Here is a 17,022-nt window from a genome sequence, read left to right on the forward strand (position 1 = left end):
GGCACTGCCACGCACGAGCCCGCGAGCCTTGGTGGCCTTGCGCAGCTGATAGTTCAGGTCCTCGATGCGGTTGGTGGTGTAGAGCAGCTTGCGGACCGCGGGGAAGAAGGCGAAGAACGGCGTGAAGCGGTCCCTGATGGCGCTCGCTGAACTACTCAGTTCTGCTCGTTGAAAGTGCCCATCGGAGGACTCGCTGGTGGCGGTGTCATCTGTGCGGGTGGGCTCCCCTGAACACTTCGGGTGTTCGAGGTCCGTTGCGGTTCGGGGGAGCCCACCAGGAGATGTTCACACAGGGGAAGACGCGGTAGCGCAGGCGTAGCACTCGGCTCGTACGGTGCGCACCCATCGCTCGGAATAGCAGTTGCCACGAGAGCGCCGTCACGCCCGCGCCGGTGAAAACGGCGTCGAAGATACTGATGTACGTGGCATCTCGATCGCGGATGAGGAAGCGGAGGGAGCCGAGCCGCTCGCCGAGGTCCATGAGCAGGTTTCGGGCCTGCTGGGCCGTCCAAGCGCCGGTCGGGTTCGTGGTCACGCCCGGGACGTGCACACGCCGCGTCGCCACCTCGATGAGGACCAGCACATTCAGCCGTTTGAGCAGTACCGTCTCGACCACCAGGAGGTCACACGCGACGATCGCGTGCGCCTGGGCGGCCAGGAACTGCCGCCAGCTCCTAAGCCCCAGATCGGATTCTCCCGCGCCATCCGCACGATCAGCGCCTTGACCGGCCGACGGGTGCTGGGCCGTCCCGGGCGGCTCCTGCCGGTGAAGGTCCACTACGCGCTACGAGTTCACGGTGCCGACGCAGGATTGTCGCCGGGGTGAGCGGGAACAGCTCCGCCCACCGGCGGCGGTGGATCAGCCGGGACAACGCCGCAAACCGGAGCCGGCCACCAAGTTGATGGCGGAGCACTCGGTTCTCCTGACGAAGCACCAGCAGCTCAACGTTCTTGAACACATCAGAGCGGACCGGCACCGCCAGCAGGCCGAACAAGGTCCCTCATCAACCGGCAGACAAGCGACAACACCACCTCGCGATGATGGCAGCCGCCGCTCTGATCGTGCAGCGAAACCCCAACTCACAGCACGAAACTGTGTTTCGTCAGGAGAGCGGCCAGTTGCGTAGGGCGGCGTCGGCCAACTCCTGGAGTTCGTCGCGGCCGACACCGCTCGCGGCCTGCACGGCGATACCGAACGCCAGAGTGGTGACGTACCGGGCCAGGAGCCCCGGATCGGTTTCCGGAGGAAGGTCGCCGTCGTCGACGGCTCGCTGGAACCGCTCTCGAACACAGGAGTAGGAACTGTTGCGCCAGGCGACGAGAAGGTCGCGGACTTCGCGCCCGGAGTCGCTGGCGGCCAGGGCGCCCTGGACGCCCAGGCAGCCGTGGGGATGGGCCGGGCGGGTGGTGGTTCGAACGGTGCCGGCCAGGATCGCGGTGGCGACGCCGAGGGCGGTCGGCTCCTCCAGAGCCTGCACCAGGTAGGCGCTCGGGCCCTCGGTGTAGCGCTCCAGGGCCTTGCGGAACAGTTGTTCCTTGTTGCCGAAGGCTGCGTACATGCTGGTGGTGGAGATGCCCATCGCGTCCGCCAGGTGGGCCGTGCTGGCCCCCTCGTAGCCATGCTCCCAGAAGGTCAGCACGGCGCGCTCGAGAGCTTCGTCGGCGTCGAATTTTCGCGGCCGGCCCATGGGGCCGCTCTGCTTTCTCCCCACTCCTTCAGCCTACCGTCTTTTGCAGCGATCGCTACAGAAGTGCTAACGTCGGACTTCTGTAGCGATCGATGCAAAACTCGAAGGGGGCATCATCGTGGGGCTACTTGACGGCAAGACCGCTCTCGTCACCGGGGGTAGCACCGGAATCGGCCTGGCCAGTGCCGTGCGACTGGCGGCTGAGGGCGCGCACGTGTTCATCACCGGCAGGCGCACGACCGAACTCGACGCGGCCGTCGAAGTGATCGGTTCAGCGGCGACCGCGGTGACCGGCGACATCTCGAACCTGGCCGACCTGGACCGGCTCTATGAGACGATCCGCAGCCGGGGACGGGGCCTGGACGTCCTGTTCGCGAATGCCTCCGTCGCCGCGCTCGTGCCGCTCGAGCAGGTCTCTGAGGAGCACTTCGACACCCTTTTCGGTATCAACGTCCGGGGCATGCTGTTCACCGTTCAGAAGGCGCTGCCGCTGCTCAACGCCGGCGCTTCGGTGATCTTGAACGGCTCCACCAACGTGGACGTCGGCGATGAGGGACTCGGCGTGTACGCGGCGACCAAGGCCGCCACCCGGCAGTTCTCCCGGACCTGGGCCAACGAGCTCAAGGGACGAGGTATCCGGGTCAACACCGTCACGCCCGGCCCGACCGATACCCCTGCTTTGAGGGGGCTCACCCCCGACCCGGAGCAGTTCGAGCAGTACCTGGCTACGCGTGTGCCGCTGGGCCGGCTCGGGCGCCCGGAGGAGATCGCCGCGGCCGTGACCTTCCTCGCCGGCGAGCAGAGCAGTTTCATCACCGGTTCCAGCCTGTACGTCGACGGCGGCCTGAACCAGATCTGACAGACGAAACGTCAGGGGTCGTGAAGGGCGTCGAGTCCTGACGACATGTGGTCGGAGCCCCGACCCGGGGGCTGCCATACAGAAGGGTCATCTCATGTCCGACAGCGATCTACGCGCGTTCTACCTGCGCTACATCCAGGAGCTCAACGCCCACAGGTTCGATGGCATGGACGAGTTCATCGACGACCGGACCACGTTGAACGGTGAGCCGGCCACCCGGGACGACCTCATCGCGGTTCAGAAGGCTGACGTGGACGCGGTTCCGGACCTGCACTGGGAGCTCAAGGAACTGCTCTTCGACGGTGACCGCCTGGCCGCGCGTCTGGTCAACACGGGCACTCCGGTGAAGGAGTGGCTCGGTGTGGCTCCCACCGGCGCCTCGTTCGAAATCGTCGAGTACGCCATCTATCAGGTCCGCGACGGCCGGTTCGTGCATATGACGGCCCTGCACGATGCCGGCGAACTACACCGGCAGCTGACCGGCTGACCTCCGCGATCGGCGTCAGCAACCCGGAGAACGCCGCTGGGTCACTGCAAGTCTCGGCACCGGGCGCAGTTGAACGCGGTGGCGGCCGTCAGCATGGCTCAGGCCGGCATCGCGCTCGACTTCCCGGGCCGGTGGCATAGATCGGAAAGCCGAACACACGGGCGGACACGGCCGGCCCGGGCTGTCAGACGCCGGCCGTGGCGGCATCGCTCCAGATATGTCGAAAGGAAAAGCATGACCATCACACTGATCACCGGGGCCAACAAGGGCATCGGCTTCGAGACAGCCAAACAGCTTCTGGAGTTGGGCCACGTCGTCTACCTCGGCGCGCGTGACGTCGAACGAGGCGAGAAGGCCGCAGCAGCACTTGGCGCACGATTCGTTCAACTTGATGTGACCGACGACGCATCGGTGAGCAGCGCACTGGCGACGATCGACGCGGCTGAGGGCCGGCTCGACGTTCTGGTGCACAACGCGGGCATCTTGGGAGACGGAGTCATCGACGGTCCCACGGCTCTCCGCGTGTTCGACACCAACGCGGTGGGAATCGTGCGCGTCACGGAGGCGGCACTTCCCCTGCTGCGCAGATCATCGAACCCTAACGTGGTCACCGTTTCGAGCAGCGCCGGGTCATTTTGGGCAGTGAACAACCCCGAGCGGCCGGAGTTCCACTTGCCCCTCGCACTTTACTCCGCGTCCAAGTCAGCAGCCACCATGCTCACGGTTCAGTACGCCAAGGCCCAGCCGGGCATCAAGTTCAATGCAATCGAGCCCGGCACCACCGCCACCGACATGACCGCGGCCTTCGGAATCGGAAGGTCACCCGAAGAGAGCGCCAGAACTGTCGTACGCCTGGCAACCCTCGACGCGGACGGTCCAACAGGAACGTTCCGCGACGAAAGCGGGGAATTGCGCTGGTAGGCGCGTGGAAACGATCGAGGGGCAGCGCGACCGCGCTGCCCCTCGATCGTTTTCCAATCGCAACAACAACCCAGCGACGCCGGGCGCTTGGACGGCACAGCTGGCTCGCAACCCGCTCATGGAGTTTGGGAGGTGGATCGGCTCCTTCCGCTTCCTCATCCGTGACCGGGACGCCAAGTTGACCGATGTCTTCGACGAGGTTTTCGCCGACGGGGGAGTGGCGGTGGTGAAGACGCCGCCGTGGACGCCGCGGGCGAACTGCCACGCCGAACGATGGGTGCGCACCGTGCGGGCTGAGTGCTGATCTACGACGAACGGCATCTGCGGTTGGTGCTGATCGATTATGCCGATCACTACAACGGGCATCGCCCGCACCGGTCCTGTCGGCAGTTGTCACCCGATCATGACGAGCGGACCGTCGTACCCCTGGAAGGTCCGATCAAGCGCAGGACGCTACTCGACGGGTTGATCAACGAGTACCACCGAGTCGCGTAGCCCTTTCGGAGAACTCCCAGCTCAAGCCGTATGCGATGAGTTTGAAGCAGGTCAACTCGTTCAGGCACTCACCGGACCGGATGTGTCGCGTCGGTTCGCGGGACCCAGCCGACGAAGACGCCCTCGGGGCTGTGCGTCGACAGCGCCGCCGCGATCGAGCCGTGCAGGGTGGCGTCGTCGGGCAGCCTGAGGTGGTGCTCGTCCGGCTGGTCGTAGAGGGACAGGTCGAGCCGCGCCGACGGGTACCTGCGGACTCCGTCCACGACCGCCGCTTCGCCCTTGTACGACAGGGTGACCGAACGGAGCCTGGGCCAGGGGTGTTCGTTGAGGTGCCGCTCGGTCACGGTCAGGACGCCCATGGCTGCGGCCTGGTGATTTATGCGGATATATCCGGTGATGCCGACGATCACCACCAGCACCACACCGACCATGAAGGCGATGTAGTCCGGGGCGTTCATCCCCCGGCCCTCGGGCAACATCGCGCCGATGACGCCGACCACGAGCAGCATGAGCACAGTGACGACGATCATCAGGCAGCCGAACATGCCCCTGTTCTGCCGGAGCGCGACGGCCCGCAGGTCGAAGGCGGTTCCGTCGGGCGGCTGACGGACCGTCCTCGCCGTGACGGTGGACAGGCTCCATCTCTTGACGTCCTCCCGGCGGAGCAGCACCCCGCCGACGATCCCGCACAACGCGGCCGCGACCCCGATCATCTGCGACGGGTACACCTCGCCGTCGGTGATGCCGATGGCCACGGCGGTTGCGGCGATCATGATCGGGCAGATCGCGAAGAGCGCCTTGCGCATCAGCCCGATCGCCATCGGGCCGCCCAGCCAGATCCGGGCAAGCCAGAAGTACCAGACCGAGCTCCAGAACACCCCCGCGAAGATCTCAAAGGGGGCGGCATCGTTCCGCCAGACGAGCACGACGCCACCGATGAGGCCGGGCCAGAGGACGGCAAGCAGGCCGACGGCCGACTTGTGGGCGAGGGGGCGCTGCATGCGCGGAATCCTAGCCTTCCCGGCATATCGCCCTAGACCGCGGACGGCAAAACGGTCGGCGTGTTCCGCAAGGGAAGTGGACAGCGCACGGGCTGGAAGCGATGGATTCCGAACTTCCGATGCGGCAACAGGGCCTTCGGCGCCGACGATTCGAATATCGAGGATCGTCGCGGCGGCTGCCTCAACACCAGGGCAAAGCGCATATTTGTCATTGCGCCTGCCGAAATTCCATCCGTGCAGTTCAAGCGGCATGTGAGTACTCGCGGAGGCCCCCGCCGGGTCGGTCTCGTCGGCGGATGGTCAAGCTCGCGATTCGCTCTGGGTCAGTGATCGGATCCGGGGCGGGACGCAGCGGGGCCGCCTGGAAGTCGCACGCCAGTAGAGCTTCGGCCTGGGAGTGCAGGAAGTCGGCCCAGGTGGCAGACGCCCGCTCGGGGTGCTGGGTCAATGCCTTCCTGCTTGAGGATCTCCCAGACCGTGGGTGGACGGCGCGACTGTGATGCCGAGCGTGGTGAGTTCTCCGTGGACCCGCCGGTAGCCCCAGGACAGGCTCTCCCGGACTGAGCGCAGGACGAGGGCGGATGGAGCAGACCGTGGGTGGGCGTCCGCACCGTTTCGGCGTGCAGGCGCGAGCATGGCGTCGTTTCATCAGATCGCGGTGCCACCGCACGACGGTGTCGGGCCGAACGAGGAGCGTCGCGGGGCAGCGGCGCCAGGAGAGCGGCGAGGAAGTACGGCGGCACGGAGCAGCAGAGCGACACCTCGGACAGGTGGCCGTTCGGCGGTGGCCAGACCCTCTACTGATGCGGCGGCGACACTTCACACGTTGCTCTCACCATGAGCGTGTAGAACGAGGTCGTGAACGAACAACCTGCCGCGAAAGTCCTGGTCGTCGATGACGAGTCGAACATTCGCGAGCTGCTGTCCGAAGCTCTGGAGCTGAACGGCTTCGCCGTGCGGACCGCCTCCGACGGACGCCAGGCGCTGGCGGAGGTGGCCCGCGAGCGGCCTGACATCATCGTGCTGGACGTGATGATGCCCGGCGTGGACGGGTTCGCGGTCGCCCGCAAGCTGCGCGACGCCGGCGACAGCCCCATGATGCTGTTCCTGACCGCCAGGGACACGGTGTCCGACCGGATCGCGGGGCTGACCGCCGGTGGCGACGACTACGTGACCAAGCCGTTCAGCCTGGAAGAGGTGGTGCTGCGGCTACGGGCCATCATGCGCAGGACGCGGCCCGTGGAGGAGCAGGCCGACGACGGCGTGCTGCGGTACGCGGATCTGGAGCTCGACGAGCAGGCCCACAGTGTGCGGCGGTCCGGGCGGCCGATTCATCTGTCACCGACGGAATTCAGCCTGCTGCGCTACCTGATGATCAACGCCGAGCGGGTGGTCAGCAAGGCGCAGATCCTCGACCGCGTGTGGGACTTCGGCTTCGACGGCGAGAGCAGGATCGTCGAGTCCTACATCAGCTACCTGAGGCGCAAGATCGACGCCGATGGCCCGCCGCTGATCCACACGTTGCGTGGGGTCGGCTACCGGCTGCAGGGACCGTCGTGAAACCGGCTCTGCCCCTGCGGCATCGGCTGCTGATCGCGCTGCTGGGGCTGTGCGCTGCCGGACTGGCGGCCTTCGCCACGGCGAGCGTGCTGCTCCTGGACCGTTCGCTGCTGGCGAGGGTGGACGCCCAGCTGACCGAGGTGGCCACCACGTTCGGCCGGCGCCCGGTACCCCCTCCGCCGCCGGTCGACATGGGCCGGGCCGTTGAGCTTCCGACGCAGTTCAGGATCGCCTTCTACAGTCCTTCCGGGGCTCTGCTGCGCAACCTGCCCACGGAGAACACGAATGGCCCGGCCATCCCCCCTGCCGTGATCTTCACGGTCGCGCGAGGTCCCGTCACCGTGCCCGCCAGGACGGGGTCGGAGCAGTGGCGCGTGCTGGTGAAGGACCTGCCCGACGGCACCAGACTGGCGGTGTCGATGTCGCTGGAGCCCAACCAGGCGACCGTGCACCAGATCCTGATCATCGAGGTGGCGGTGGGCAGCCTGGTGCTGCTGCTGCTCGGCACGCTCGCCCTCGCGGTGGTGCGCCTGGGGCTGCGCCCGCTCACCCGCATGGAACGTACGGCCGAGGCCATCGCCGGCGGAGACCTCGACCGCAGAGTCGGTGACACCGACCCGACAACCGAGAGCGGGCGGCTCGGCAGAGCGCTCAACATCATGCTGGAGCGCCTGGCGATGGCGCTGCGCGAGTCCGAGCGCTCCGAACGGCGACTGCGGCACTTCGTCGCCGACGCCTCCCATGAACTGCGCACGCCGCTCACCTCGATCCGGGGCTTCGCCGAGCTCCACCACCACGGCCAAGGCCCCCGGGACCCGGCGGCCGAGCGGCTGCTGCGCAGGATCGAGGCCGAAGCCGCCCGCATGGGCGTCCTGGTCGAGGACATGCTGCTGCTGGCCCGCATGGACCAGGAGCCCACGCTGGAGCCTGCCGTCGTGGACCTGCACGTGCTGGCCGGGGACGTGGTGCACGCCGCCCGGGCCCGAGACCGCGATCGGCCCATCCGGCTGGCCGTCTCCGACGAACCGGTGTTCGTGCTCGGTGACGAACACCGGCTGCACCAGGTCATCGCCAACCTGGTCGGCAACGCCATCCAGCACACGGCCCCGGGAGCCGAGGTCCGGGTCGAAGTCGGCCCGCGCGCGGTCGCCGGGGTGCCCGCTCCCGGGGTGGTGCACGTCGGCTCCGGACCCGCCCCCCACGCCAGGGCCGCGCTGATCGAGGTGCGCGACGAAGGTCAGGGCATCGATCCCGAGCACCTGCCGTACCTGTTCGACCGCTTCTACCGCGCCGATGCGGGCCGCTCCCGCGACAGCGGTGGAACCGGGCTGGGCCTGGCCATCGCCGCGGCGCTCGTGCAGGCGCACCACGGCCGGATCGAGGTGACGAGCACCCCGCGCCGCGGCACCACCTTCCGCGTGCTCCTGCCGCTCAAGCAGCCCGAAGACGGCTGAACCCTCCGTTCACCTTCACGTCAGATTCGGTTCACACATTATTCCCAGCTTCATGCTGTCGGATGTGTGCTGACGAAAGGAGGGACATGCTGGAAAGGTTCCGCAAACGAGCGGTTTCCGCCGCTGACGGCGCTGATCGGCCGGTGTCCGGTGCCGAGGTGGACGATGAGCTGGGTCACCGGCTGCGGGCGCCGAGCAAGCTGCACGCCTTCAACCGGTACGAGATCAAGTACCTCGTGGACGCGGCAGAGGCGGTCGAGCTGCGGGAGGAGATCGAGCAGCGGCTGGATCGCGACCGGCACAGCGGCGACGCGGGCTACGGCATCTGGAGCGTCTACTACGACACCCGACAGCTCCGCTTCTACTGGGAGAAGATCGAGGGGTTGAAGTTCCGCAGAAAGCTGCGCATCCGCCACTACGGTGACCGGTTCTCGGTGAACCTGGACACCCCGGTGTTCATCGAGATCAAGCAGCGGGTGAATCGGGTCACTCAGAAGCGGCGGGTACAGCTGCCGTACACCGACGCGCTGCGCCTGTGCGACGGGCGGCAGATGGTCGAGCACGACCCATCCCAGCGGGCCTTCCTGGAGGAGGTGCTCGACCTGGTGCTGCGCCTGGACCTGCGGGCCGTCGCGATGACCGGTTACCAGCGGCACGCGTACGTGGGCCGCGGCGCCGACGTGGGCCTGCGCGTCACCTTCGACCGCCGCATCCGCGGCCGTGACCGGGACTTCCACCTCGGCGCCGACGCCGAGAACCGGCTCATCGTGCCCGCCCGCAAGGCGATCGTGGAGGTCAAGGCGAACGAGCGCGTGCCGTACTGGCTGACCGACCTCACCGCCAAGCGGAACCTGCAGGTGGTGCGGGTCTCCAAGTACTGCCAGAGCGTCGAGGCCCACGGGCTGGCCCCGCGCTCGATCTTCCACATCCCCGACCACGACGCCCACCAGGACGCCGGCCACGGTGCCGGTCACGGGGCCGGTCGCGGCGCCGGCTACGACCCTGACCTCGACCGCCGCCGGTCGACCGTTCTCTCGGAGGCATGACTCCCATGGACTTCTCCTTCCAGGACCTGTCCGGCACGTTCAGCGTGGCTGACATCGCGATCGCGATGTCCCTCTCGTTCGTGCTCAGCGCGATGATCGGCTGGGTGTACCGGGCGACGCACCGCAACGTCTCCTACAGCCAGTCGTACGTGCAGACGCTGGTCATCCTCGGCATGCTGATCTCGCTCATCATGCTGGTCGTCGGCTCGAACATCGCCCGCGCCTTCGCCCTGGTCGGCGCCCTGTCGGTGGTCCGCTTCCGCAACGCCATCAAAGAGACCCGCGACGTCGGGTTCATCTTCCTGGTGATGGGCGTCGGCATGGCCGTCGGCACCCGCTTCTACCTGCTGGCCATCGTGGCCGCCGTGGCGATCTCGCTGATCATCATGGTCATGCACCGGTTCAACTGGTTCCAGCTCAACGTGCGCCGCCAGGTCGTCAAGGTGCAGGTGCCTTCCGACGACGACTACACCCACGCCATCCAGGACGTCCTGGTACGCCACACCGACGAGTTCGAGCTGGTCAGCATGGAGTCCATCAGGGCCGGCGCGCTCACGGAGCTGATGTACACCGTCAAGATCAAGAAGGGCAGCGAGCCGTCGGACGTCATCGCCGCCCTGCGCGAGCGCAATCACGGCCAGTCGGTCACCGTCCTGACCGGGTACGACCAGACCGACCTGTAGGGGCACGCGCATGACAGCACAGCCCAAACGGCTCAAGCACCGCATCCCCGTCAAGCTCCGGCACAACTGGAAACTGGTCGCGCTGTGCACGGCGTTCCTGGCGGCGTGCTGGGGCGTGTTCGGCAGCGGGACCATCCGCCCGTACGTCACCAGCGCCCAGGCCGCCGAGACCGAGACCGTCGTCACGAACCTGACCGGCACCAAGGACCTGTTCGACGCCTCCGTGGCGCACGACGTGAAGCTCACCTTCACCGACGCGGCGTACGAGGACATGCTGACGGAGTACTTCAAGGACGGCGAGAAGGAGTACGTCGAGGCGGACCTGACCATCGACGGCACTCGCATCCCCAGCGTGGGCGTCCGCCTCAAAGGCAACTCCACCCTGATGGGGCTGACCTGGAAGGGGCAGTCCAAGCAGCGCGGCATGCCCGGGGGCGGCCGGCGGCCCGAAGGGCTGCCGGAGGGCTTCCAGCTTCCCGAAGGCTTCCAGCCGTCCGAGGGCTTTCAACCGCCTGGCGATGGACAGCCCGCGGCCGGGCAACCCCAGGCCACGCGATCCCCGGCCGGGCAGCCACAGACCGACCGCGGTGGCGGGTTCGGCGGTGGTGGCGGGCCGGGGGGCTTCGGCGCCCAACTCAAGGGCGAGGAACCGGAGAACCTGCCGTGGCTGATCAGCTTCGACGAGTTCGTGGACGGCCGCCGCTACCAGGGCCACAGCCAGATGGCCGTGCGCCCGGCCTCGACGAGCTCGACGGCGATGCTGAACGAGGCGCTGGGCATCTCGGTGGTCGGCGCCGCCGGCGAGCCGACCCAGAGCTCCACCTACGCCTCCTTCACGGTCAACGGCCGCTCTGCCGCGCCGCGGCTGCTGGTGGAGTACCTGGACGAGGGATACGCCGAAGGTCTCGGCAACGGCGTGCTGTACAAGTCGCTGGCCTCGGGGTCCTTCGACTACAAGGGCGAGGACCAGACCGAGTACACCGAGGACTTCAAGCAGATCAACAAGGTCGGCGGCAAGGACCTGCAGCCGGTCATCGACCTGGTCAGGTGGGTGAACGAAGCCTCCGACGCCGAGTTCGCCGAGGGTCTCGACGAGCGCCTGGATGTGGAGTCGTTCGCCCGGTACCTGGTCCTGCAGAACCTCATGGTGAACTTCGACGACATGGCGGGGCCCGGGCGTAACTACTACCTGTGGTACGACCTGGACACCAAGAAGTTCAAGGTCGTCACCTGGGACCTCAACCTCGCGTTCAGCGGAAACGCGGAGAGCGGCGTGAACGACACGATCAGCATGGGCTTCGGCCGGGGACGCCCCCAGCAGACCCAGCAGCAAGGTCAGCAATCCCAGCAGGCTCGGGGCCTCACTCCGTCCGACGGCGGCGAGCAGACGCGCCCGGAAGATGGCGGCGGCATGATGCGGATGGGCCATCCCTTGAAGGAGAAGTTCCTTGCGAACGCCACCTTCAAGAAGCTCTATGAGGAGCAGTACCGGGCCCTGTACACCAAACTGCTGGCCGGCGGCACCGCCTCCGGCCTGCTCGACGACCTCGTCGCGGCCTACAAGCTGAACGAGAAGGCCGACACCGCCAAGATCGAGGAAGAGGCGAAGACCCTGCGCACCTTCCTGCAGACCCGGACCAAGACCTTGGGCTCGGACAAAGCGATCAGCGGCACGTAACACCTCCGCAGCGATGGGTCCGCCGCGCCTCAGAGCCCCGGCGGACCCATCACCACCTGCGGCGATCGCCCGTTTCTACGCCGACTTCGGCCTGACCCCCGTCGGACACGGGACTTTCGCCACCGTCGACGGAGGCGAGCAGCTCACTTTGGCCACCGCTCCTCTCCGCCGCCTGCCGGAGTTGGGCGTCGGCATGGAGCACGACGACGACCTGCTCCAGGTGGCGACTGCACTGACGCGGCTGGACCTGCCCTTCCTGCGCGACGCGACCACGCTCACCGTGCGGCATCGTGCACATCCACGATCAGACCGTGAACGACGAGGCCAACGCCCCGTTCGGCTGCGTGCGGACCTACGACACCGGATCGCGCTACGGCAGCGCCGAGGCCAACATCGAAGCGTTCACCGAGGACCCGCTGGATCGCCCAGTACTCCCTCTGAACCGGTAGCGTGCCGTCGCGTCAGCCGGCGGCGAAGGGCTGGGGGCCTCGGCGTCAGCGGTTCCCGTTTCGGGTTCGTCCTCCCGTAGCCTGCGGTCGGGCAGGAAGAACGCGAGTGCCAGGGCTGCGAGGGCGACCATGGACAGGCCCGCGAAGATCGGCAGGAGCGCGTCGACGTAGGAATGCACCACCTGATCGCGGACGGACTCGGGCAGCGAGCGGACGAGCGCGGGGGTGAGCGAGTCGGTGCCTGTCCCGCCCAGGCTCGGCGCGAGGCCGGACAGGAACCGGTGAGCCGCTCGGCGAACAGCGCGCCGACCGCTGCTGTGGCGATGGTCGCCCCGATCTCAGCGAGTCCGCGTTGAGGGTCGAGGTGGCGGTGCCGACCTCGCTGCGCGGGAAGGCGTTCTGCACGGCCAGGACCAGGTTCTGCATGAGCAGGCCTATGCCGGTGCCGAGCAGCGCCAGATAGGCGCACACCAGCTGGCGCGGCGAGTCCGCGTTGAGGGTCGAGAGCAGGTACACGCCTGCCGGGACGATGACCAGACCGGAGATGACGAAGCTCTTGTAGCGGCCGATCCTGGCGATGAGCTTGCCGTAGACGGGCATGCCGATGGTGACGGCCAGGATGTAGCTGGTGGTCACCCAGGCCATCTCGGACAGTCCGTCGAGCTCGCCGACGATGGTCGGCAGAGCGGTGGCGACGATGGTCTGGTCGAGCGCCGGCAGCAGCATCGAGACGATCAGGGCGGCGTAGATCCAGCCGAAGCGCGCCGGAAGCTTCGAGGCCGTCGCCGTCACAGTGGCGTGCGGGGCGCCGGTCATGTCAGCGGACCCCCAGTACCGGCAGGATGACGGCGTCGACGAAGCGCGCCGAATGGTCCTCGTAGACGCCGCGGCCGGTGCGGGTGCGGCGCACGAGGACCGAGGCCAGGAGCAGTTCGGGAATGAACTCGCGGCCGGGGGAGTCGGGGGCGATCTCGCCGCGCGCGGCGGCCCGGTCGATGATGCGGCGGGCGGCCTCGGCCATCGGCGCGGCCAGGACCTCGTTCATCGCGTCCTGGAGTTCGGGATCGGTCCTGGAGGCGTGCGCCAGGGCCGACATGATCGCCTCCTGGTCGCCGGCGATGGCGGCCATGCGGCGTCCGCCCTTGAGGAAGTCGCCACGCAAGCTTCCGGTGTCGATGTCGGCCAACGGCGGCGGCGCCGCATGCCTCAGCGCCTCGGTGACCAAGCGGGGCTTGCCCTTCCAGCGGCGGTACAACGGCGCGGTGCTCGCCCGCGTGGCGGCCGCGATCTGCTGCATCGTCAACCGTTCGTAGCCATGCTCGCCGACCAGGCGCACCACGGTCTCGTAGATCTCGGCCTCGCGCTCGGGCGTGAGCTTTGAACGACCTTCCACCATCTCTCCTATCGAAACGAAATGATTTCGTTTCGATACGAGGCGAGGATCGGTTGCCCGCCCGGCGCACAGCCTGTACGACCCTGTACCGCTCGAATGCTGAGTTACGGGGGCCTGAGCTGCGGTCAATCGGCGGATGGACCGCGGGTCGTTGAGGTCGGTGACGTCGCGGAAGGGCCGCATCGTGGAGTCCGGGTGACGTCGATCACCTTCCACTGCCCGGTGTGTTGGTAGTGGTAGTAGCCCCCTGTCCGGTGAGGCACTGCTGCACGACCGGGCCGAGGCGGGCCACCAGTTCATCGGTGGACGCGGAGGCGATCGGCTCGAGTCGTACGATGTAACGCGCTACCGCCAGGCCCAGGATCTGGACGTTCACCATGCCGGCCCGTAGCGCGGCGTCGGGCGTGTCGAGCATCGCCGCAAGCCGACTGGTGATTTCCCGGTCGATGAATTCGCGGAGTAGTGCTTCGGATGCCTCGTGAGTGGGGGCTGATCGGGTGAGCATCATGAGCGGCGTGCGGCCGGGTTTGTCCAGGTTCTCCAAGAGCGTCCGGATGATGCGTTCGCCGATGCCGTCGAGGCCGCCGGTGAAGATCGATTCGATGGCTGACGGCAGATGGGGTGGCATCTCCGTGGCCGCGGCGAACAGGCCCTGCTTGGTTTTGAAGAAGTAGAACACCATGGCCGGATCGACTTCCGCCTGGGTGGCGACGGCGCGCACGGTCGTGCCGCCATAGCCGTGCTCGCGGAACAGCGCGCGGGCGGCTTCCAGGATCCGTTGCCTGCTTTCCGCGCCGGATCGCCAGCGTCCGGGGCGAGCAGAGGGGCTGTGTTCTGTCATGGCAGGGCGAGTCTATCGGTTCTTTCCTCATCGATTGGTGAAGTTATTGCTCCGGTACGTGTTACCTTGAACTTCATCAACCGGTGAAGAAAGGTCGGCACGGTGAAGGTGGTCGTGGTAGGTGCGGGGCTTGGCGGGTTGACGCTGGCCCACGGGTTGCGACGGGCGGGAATCGACGTCGTGGTATACGAGCGGGAAGCGGAGCAGGGGCGCCCGCAGGGCATCAGCCTGCATTTCGATGACCGCGGAACGGCTGCGCTGCGGGCGTGCTTGCCGCCGCCGCACGTGGCGATGGCGGAGGCCACCATGGGCGGACCGCGCGAACAGAGGCTGCTCCTGTCCGAAGCAGAGGGAAGGCTGGTGGTTGCGCGGAGCCAACCGCTGGACGGCACATCGGGGCCGGCCCGGCCCGGTCGGCAGGTACACCGGCCGCTGTTGCGGGCGGTGTTGCTGACCGGACTGGAGGACACGGTGCGGTTCGGGGCGGAGTTCACGCGGTTCGAACAGCGGCCCGACGGGACCGTCCGATCGTGGTTCGCCGATGGCAGCACGGACACCGCGGACGTGCTGGTCGGTGCGGACGGCATCGGTTCGGCCGTTCGCCGCCAGTACCTGCCTCACGTGCGGGTGGTCGACACGGGCAAACGCATGCTGATGGGCGCGACACCACTGCGGGCCGTGGCCGGTACCGGGCTGCCTGAACTGATCGGCCACAGCCCCGCCAACGCACAGGCGCACGGCACGATGATGGCGATGGGCGTACTGCGGTTCAGCCAGCCGCCGGTCGCCGCGAGGAAGGAGTGGCTGCCTGCTCTGCGTTCCCGCGTCGTCGCCGATGCCGAGGACTACGTGATGTGGGCGCTGCCCGTCACGCAGGAACTGCTCGGTTCGGCCGAATCACCGGCCACGGTGTGGCGCCGAGCGCAGGAAGTGTCCGCCGGTTTTCACCCCACCTTGCGGATGGTCGTCGACCACGCATGGCCGCACCTCACGGTCGCGCTGCGGGGCGGGCTGATTCCGCCGATGCCGGCATGGCCGGCTGCTCCGGTGACGGTCATCGGCGATGCGATCCACGTGGCACCGGGTTTCGGCGGCAACTTGGCGATGCAGGATGCGCACCGCCTCTGCGATGAACTGGTCCAGGCCTGGCGTGGGCAGCAGGGTCTGCTGGCCGCGATCGGTGCTTACGAGGACGCGATGCGCCGCGACAGCTTCCCCGCCCCCGACGCCACCGCAGGCACCCCCCGGATGGTTGCCACCCCCGCCGGATCCGGCGGATCCGGCGGATCCAATGGTGCGGAGGTCGGCACATGAATTTCAACCTGCTGACGCAGAAGTCGCTGTCCTTGTTCGCCGTAGTGGGCGGCTGGCGCACGCTCGCGGAAAGCATCGCATCCCGAGCGCTGTTCACGGTTGTCTATCTGATAACCGGCCAAGTCACGACCTCCGCCCTGATCGCAGTCGGCGGTGTGTTCGTCATCGCGGTGGCCCGGGTGTGGACCGACCGAAAGTACTGGCAGGCAGCCGGCGGGCTGCTCACGGTGGGCGTGTCTGCGTTCTTGGCCGGGAGTAGCGGGGTGGGGGTCAACTTCTACCTTGTCGGTGTGCTGGCCAGCGTGGCCGGCGGGGCCGTGTTCCTGGTATCCATGCTGGTGGGGTGGCCGTTGATCGGGTTGGTGGTGGGGCAAGCGCGCGGTGAACGGTTCACCTGGCGGCGCGATCGTGCGAGGCGGCGCCTCTACCAGAAGTGTTCGGCGGTCTTCCTGGCGAAATTCGCCATCGGCGCGATGGTGATGGTGCCTTTGTACCTGGCCGGGAACGTGATCGTGCTCGGGATTGTCAGCACACTGCTGACCATGCCCGCAACCGCCGCCTGCGCCTATGTGATCTGGCGGATCCTGCGCGCCGAAGCGGACCCCACGGGAGCTGAATCCGTAGTTCCCATCTCGAACCGCGGTTAACAACTGCAACCGGTTCGGCCGTTGGATGTTCCGGCACGCCGCACCTTCTACAACACCGTCCGGCTGCACGAGGGCATCGGCTACGTCACCCCCGACGACGAACACCACCGCACACCTCGGTCCATCGAATGAGTGGCCAACAGGATGGCGCTTCTCTCCCCTCGCGAGCACCATCAAGTCTTGGCCCGAGCGATCCCGCTGCGCACCGTCCCCGATCAATCAGGGATCCAGAGCGAGTCACTGACCTGAACATACGCCGACGAGACCGGCTCGGCGGAGTGCCTCACGAGTAGCAACATGCCGCTTGAACTGCATGGTCGGAGTCTTTGTCAGGCGCAGCGTCCAGGAACGATCCCTGTCCGTCCAGGCATCCGATGGATCCCGTTCGGTCGGTTCGATCAGTGGGAGTTCTTGCCAACGAGGTTCCCGCGCGAGTCACCTTCCTCGAAAAATAGTATTGATTGATACTATCGCAAATGATACGGTAGTGGATGTGCAGAGCCAGC

At 67.3% G+C, this 17,022-nt stretch carries 19 protein-coding genes and 1 pseudogene; 14 read left to right on the forward strand and 6 right to left on the reverse strand.

Translation table 11 applies throughout. The features are described 5' to 3' along the window. Positions 1 to 18 precede the first annotated feature (18 nt). A pseudogene (locus AB0J87_RS41515) lies at positions 19 to 153 on the reverse strand (transposase); the annotation flags it as partial. Between the two features lie 208 nt (positions 154 to 361). On the opposite strand from AB0J87_RS41515, the gene AB0J87_RS41520 reads away from it, so the two are divergent. Then, positions 362 to 826 carry a hypothetical protein gene (locus tag AB0J87_RS41520; RefSeq protein ID WP_363975416.1) on the forward strand — a complete coding sequence of 155 codons (465 nt, stop codon included), beginning with the start codon at positions 362 to 364 and terminating at the stop codon, positions 824 to 826. A gap of 277 nt (positions 827 to 1,103) precedes the next feature. Here the strand turns inward: AB0J87_RS41520 and AB0J87_RS41525 are convergent, their stop codons facing one another. Next, entirely contained in the window at positions 1,104 to 1,712 is a 609-nt protein-coding gene (locus AB0J87_RS41525) for a TetR/AcrR family transcriptional regulator (protein WP_363975419.1), read from the reverse strand. 94 nt (positions 1,713 to 1,806) lie between these two features. On the opposite strand from AB0J87_RS41525, the gene AB0J87_RS41530 reads away from it, so the two are divergent. The 5 genes from AB0J87_RS41530 (at position 1,807) to AB0J87_RS41550 (ending at position 4,450) form a co-directional block, all read left to right on the forward strand. Continuing rightward, positions 1,807 to 2,547: an SDR family oxidoreductase gene (locus AB0J87_RS41530; protein ID WP_363975422.1), complete on the forward strand. Its 741-nt coding sequence runs from the start codon at positions 1,807 to 1,809 to the stop codon at positions 2,545 to 2,547. Positions 2,548 to 2,641: 94 nt separating this feature from the next. After that, positions 2,642 to 3,034 (forward strand): ester cyclase, encoded by a 393-nt coding sequence (locus AB0J87_RS41535; protein ID WP_350736209.1) that lies wholly within the window; start codon positions 2,642 to 2,644, stop codon positions 3,032 to 3,034. A 234-nt stretch (positions 3,035 to 3,268) separates the two neighbouring features. Further along, on the forward strand, positions 3,269 to 3,955 hold the full coding sequence (locus AB0J87_RS41540; protein ID WP_363975426.1) for an SDR family NAD(P)-dependent oxidoreductase: 687 nt from the start codon (positions 3,269 to 3,271) through the stop codon (positions 3,953 to 3,955). A gap of 4 nt (positions 3,956 to 3,959) precedes the next feature. Then, positions 3,960 to 4,259, forward strand: coding sequence for a hypothetical protein (locus tag AB0J87_RS41545; RefSeq protein WP_363975429.1), 300 nt, complete (start codon positions 3,960 to 3,962; stop codon positions 4,257 to 4,259). After that, positions 4,253 to 4,450 carry a hypothetical protein gene (locus AB0J87_RS41550; protein ID WP_363975432.1) on the forward strand — a complete coding sequence of 66 codons (198 nt, stop codon included), beginning with the start codon at positions 4,253 to 4,255 and terminating at the stop codon, positions 4,448 to 4,450. Before AB0J87_RS41545 ends, AB0J87_RS41550 begins: the two co-directional genes overlap by 7 nt. Before the next feature lie 68 nt (positions 4,451 to 4,518). Here AB0J87_RS41550 and AB0J87_RS41555 read toward each other — a convergent pair whose 3' ends face one another. After that, positions 4,519 to 5,451, reverse strand: coding sequence for a hypothetical protein (locus AB0J87_RS41555; RefSeq protein WP_363975435.1), 933 nt, complete (start codon positions 5,449 to 5,451; stop codon positions 4,519 to 4,521). 858 nt (positions 5,452 to 6,309) lie between these two features. Here AB0J87_RS41555 and AB0J87_RS41560 point away from each other — a divergent pair. The 6 genes from AB0J87_RS41560 to AB0J87_RS41585 all read left to right on the forward strand — a co-directional run bounded on the left by AB0J87_RS41560 (position 6,310) and on the right by AB0J87_RS41585 (position 12,321). Next, entirely contained in the window at positions 6,310 to 7,011 is a 702-nt protein-coding gene (locus tag AB0J87_RS41560) for a response regulator transcription factor (RefSeq protein WP_363975438.1), read from the forward strand. Then, the gene (locus tag AB0J87_RS41565; RefSeq protein WP_363975441.1) at positions 7,008 to 8,465 is read left to right on the forward strand and encodes an ATP-binding protein; all 1,458 of its coding nucleotides are present in this window, start codon (positions 7,008 to 7,010) and stop codon (positions 8,463 to 8,465) included. Before AB0J87_RS41560 ends, AB0J87_RS41565 begins: the two co-directional genes overlap by 4 nt. An 86-nt stretch (positions 8,466 to 8,551) precedes the next feature. After that, positions 8,552 to 9,511, forward strand: a complete 960-nt coding sequence (locus AB0J87_RS41570; protein WP_363975444.1) for a polyphosphate polymerase domain-containing protein — start codon at positions 8,552 to 8,554, stop codon at positions 9,509 to 9,511. Beyond that, entirely contained in the window at positions 9,508 to 10,194 is a 687-nt protein-coding gene (locus AB0J87_RS41575; RefSeq protein WP_363975446.1) for a DUF4956 domain-containing protein, read from the forward strand. Before AB0J87_RS41570 ends, AB0J87_RS41575 begins: the two co-directional genes overlap by 4 nt. 10 nt (positions 10,195 to 10,204) lie before the next feature. Then, complete coding sequence (locus AB0J87_RS41580; RefSeq protein WP_363975449.1) at positions 10,205 to 11,872, forward strand: CotH kinase family protein; 1,668 nt, start codon at positions 10,205 to 10,207, stop codon at positions 11,870 to 11,872. A gap of 311 nt (positions 11,873 to 12,183) precedes the next feature. Next, positions 12,184 to 12,321, forward strand: a complete 138-nt coding sequence (locus AB0J87_RS41585) for a hypothetical protein (protein WP_363975452.1) — start codon at positions 12,184 to 12,186, stop codon at positions 12,319 to 12,321. Between the two features lie 45 nt (positions 12,322 to 12,366). On the opposite strand, the gene AB0J87_RS41590 is transcribed toward AB0J87_RS41585, so the two are convergent. The 3 genes from AB0J87_RS41590 to AB0J87_RS41600 form a co-directional block, all read right to left on the reverse strand. Further along, positions 12,367 to 13,137, reverse strand: coding sequence for an MFS transporter (locus tag AB0J87_RS41590; protein ID WP_363975455.1), 771 nt, complete (start codon positions 13,135 to 13,137; stop codon positions 12,367 to 12,369). 1 nt (position 13,138) lies between these two features. Continuing rightward, positions 13,139 to 13,714 (reverse strand): TetR/AcrR family transcriptional regulator, encoded by a 576-nt coding sequence (locus AB0J87_RS41595; RefSeq protein ID WP_363975458.1) that lies wholly within the window; start codon positions 13,712 to 13,714, stop codon positions 13,139 to 13,141. Between the two features lie 205 nt (positions 13,715 to 13,919). After that, complete coding sequence (locus tag AB0J87_RS41600; protein ID WP_363975461.1) at positions 13,920 to 14,555, reverse strand: TetR family transcriptional regulator; 636 nt, start codon at positions 14,553 to 14,555, stop codon at positions 13,920 to 13,922. 102 nt (positions 14,556 to 14,657) lie between these two features. Between AB0J87_RS41600 and AB0J87_RS41605 the strand changes: the two genes are divergently transcribed. Continuing rightward, on the forward strand, positions 14,658 to 15,869 hold the full coding sequence (locus AB0J87_RS41605; protein WP_363975463.1) for an FAD-dependent monooxygenase: 1,212 nt from the start codon (positions 14,658 to 14,660) through the stop codon (positions 15,867 to 15,869). Next, positions 15,866 to 16,516 carry a DUF3159 domain-containing protein gene (locus AB0J87_RS41610; RefSeq protein WP_363975466.1) on the forward strand — a complete coding sequence of 217 codons (651 nt, stop codon included), beginning with the start codon at positions 15,866 to 15,868 and terminating at the stop codon, positions 16,514 to 16,516. Before AB0J87_RS41605 ends, AB0J87_RS41610 begins: the two co-directional genes overlap by 4 nt. Positions 16,517 to 17,022: the final 506 nt, after the last annotated feature.

Source organism: Nonomuraea sp. NPDC049625, assembly GCF_040675285.1.
GTDB lineage: Bacteria > Actinomycetota > Actinomycetes > Streptosporangiales > Streptosporangiaceae > Nonomuraea > Nonomuraea angiospora_A.

Excerpts from the sequence above, each read along its gene's own strand:
- AB0J87_RS41535 (WP_350736209.1), top strand. The coding sequence starts at position 2,642 with ATGTCCGACAGCGATCTACGCGCGTTCTACCTGCGCTACATCCAGGAG.
- AB0J87_RS41540 (WP_363975426.1), top strand. The coding sequence starts at position 3,269 with ATGACCATCACACTGATCACCGGGGCCAACAAGGGCATCGGCTTCGAG.
- AB0J87_RS41555 (WP_363975435.1), bottom strand. The coding sequence starts at position 5,451 with ATGCAGCGCCCCCTCGCCCACAAGTCGGCCGTCGGCCTGCTTGCCGTC.
- AB0J87_RS41570 (WP_363975444.1), top strand. The coding sequence starts at position 8,552 with ATGCTGGAAAGGTTCCGCAAACGAGCGGTTTCCGCCGCTGACGGCGCT.
- AB0J87_RS41575 (WP_363975446.1), top strand. The coding sequence starts at position 9,508 with ATGACTCCCATGGACTTCTCCTTCCAGGACCTGTCCGGCACGTTCAGC.
- AB0J87_RS41580 (WP_363975449.1), top strand. The coding sequence starts at position 10,205 with ATGACAGCACAGCCCAAACGGCTCAAGCACCGCATCCCCGTCAAGCTC.
- AB0J87_RS41590 (WP_363975455.1), bottom strand. The coding sequence starts at position 13,137 with ATGACCGGCGCCCCGCACGCCACTGTGACGGCGACGGCCTCGAAGCTT.
- AB0J87_RS41600 (WP_363975461.1), bottom strand. The coding sequence starts at position 14,555 with ATGACAGAACACAGCCCCTCTGCTCGCCCCGGACGCTGGCGATCCGGC.
- AB0J87_RS41610 (WP_363975466.1), top strand. The coding sequence starts at position 15,866 with ATGAATTTCAACCTGCTGACGCAGAAGTCGCTGTCCTTGTTCGCCGTA.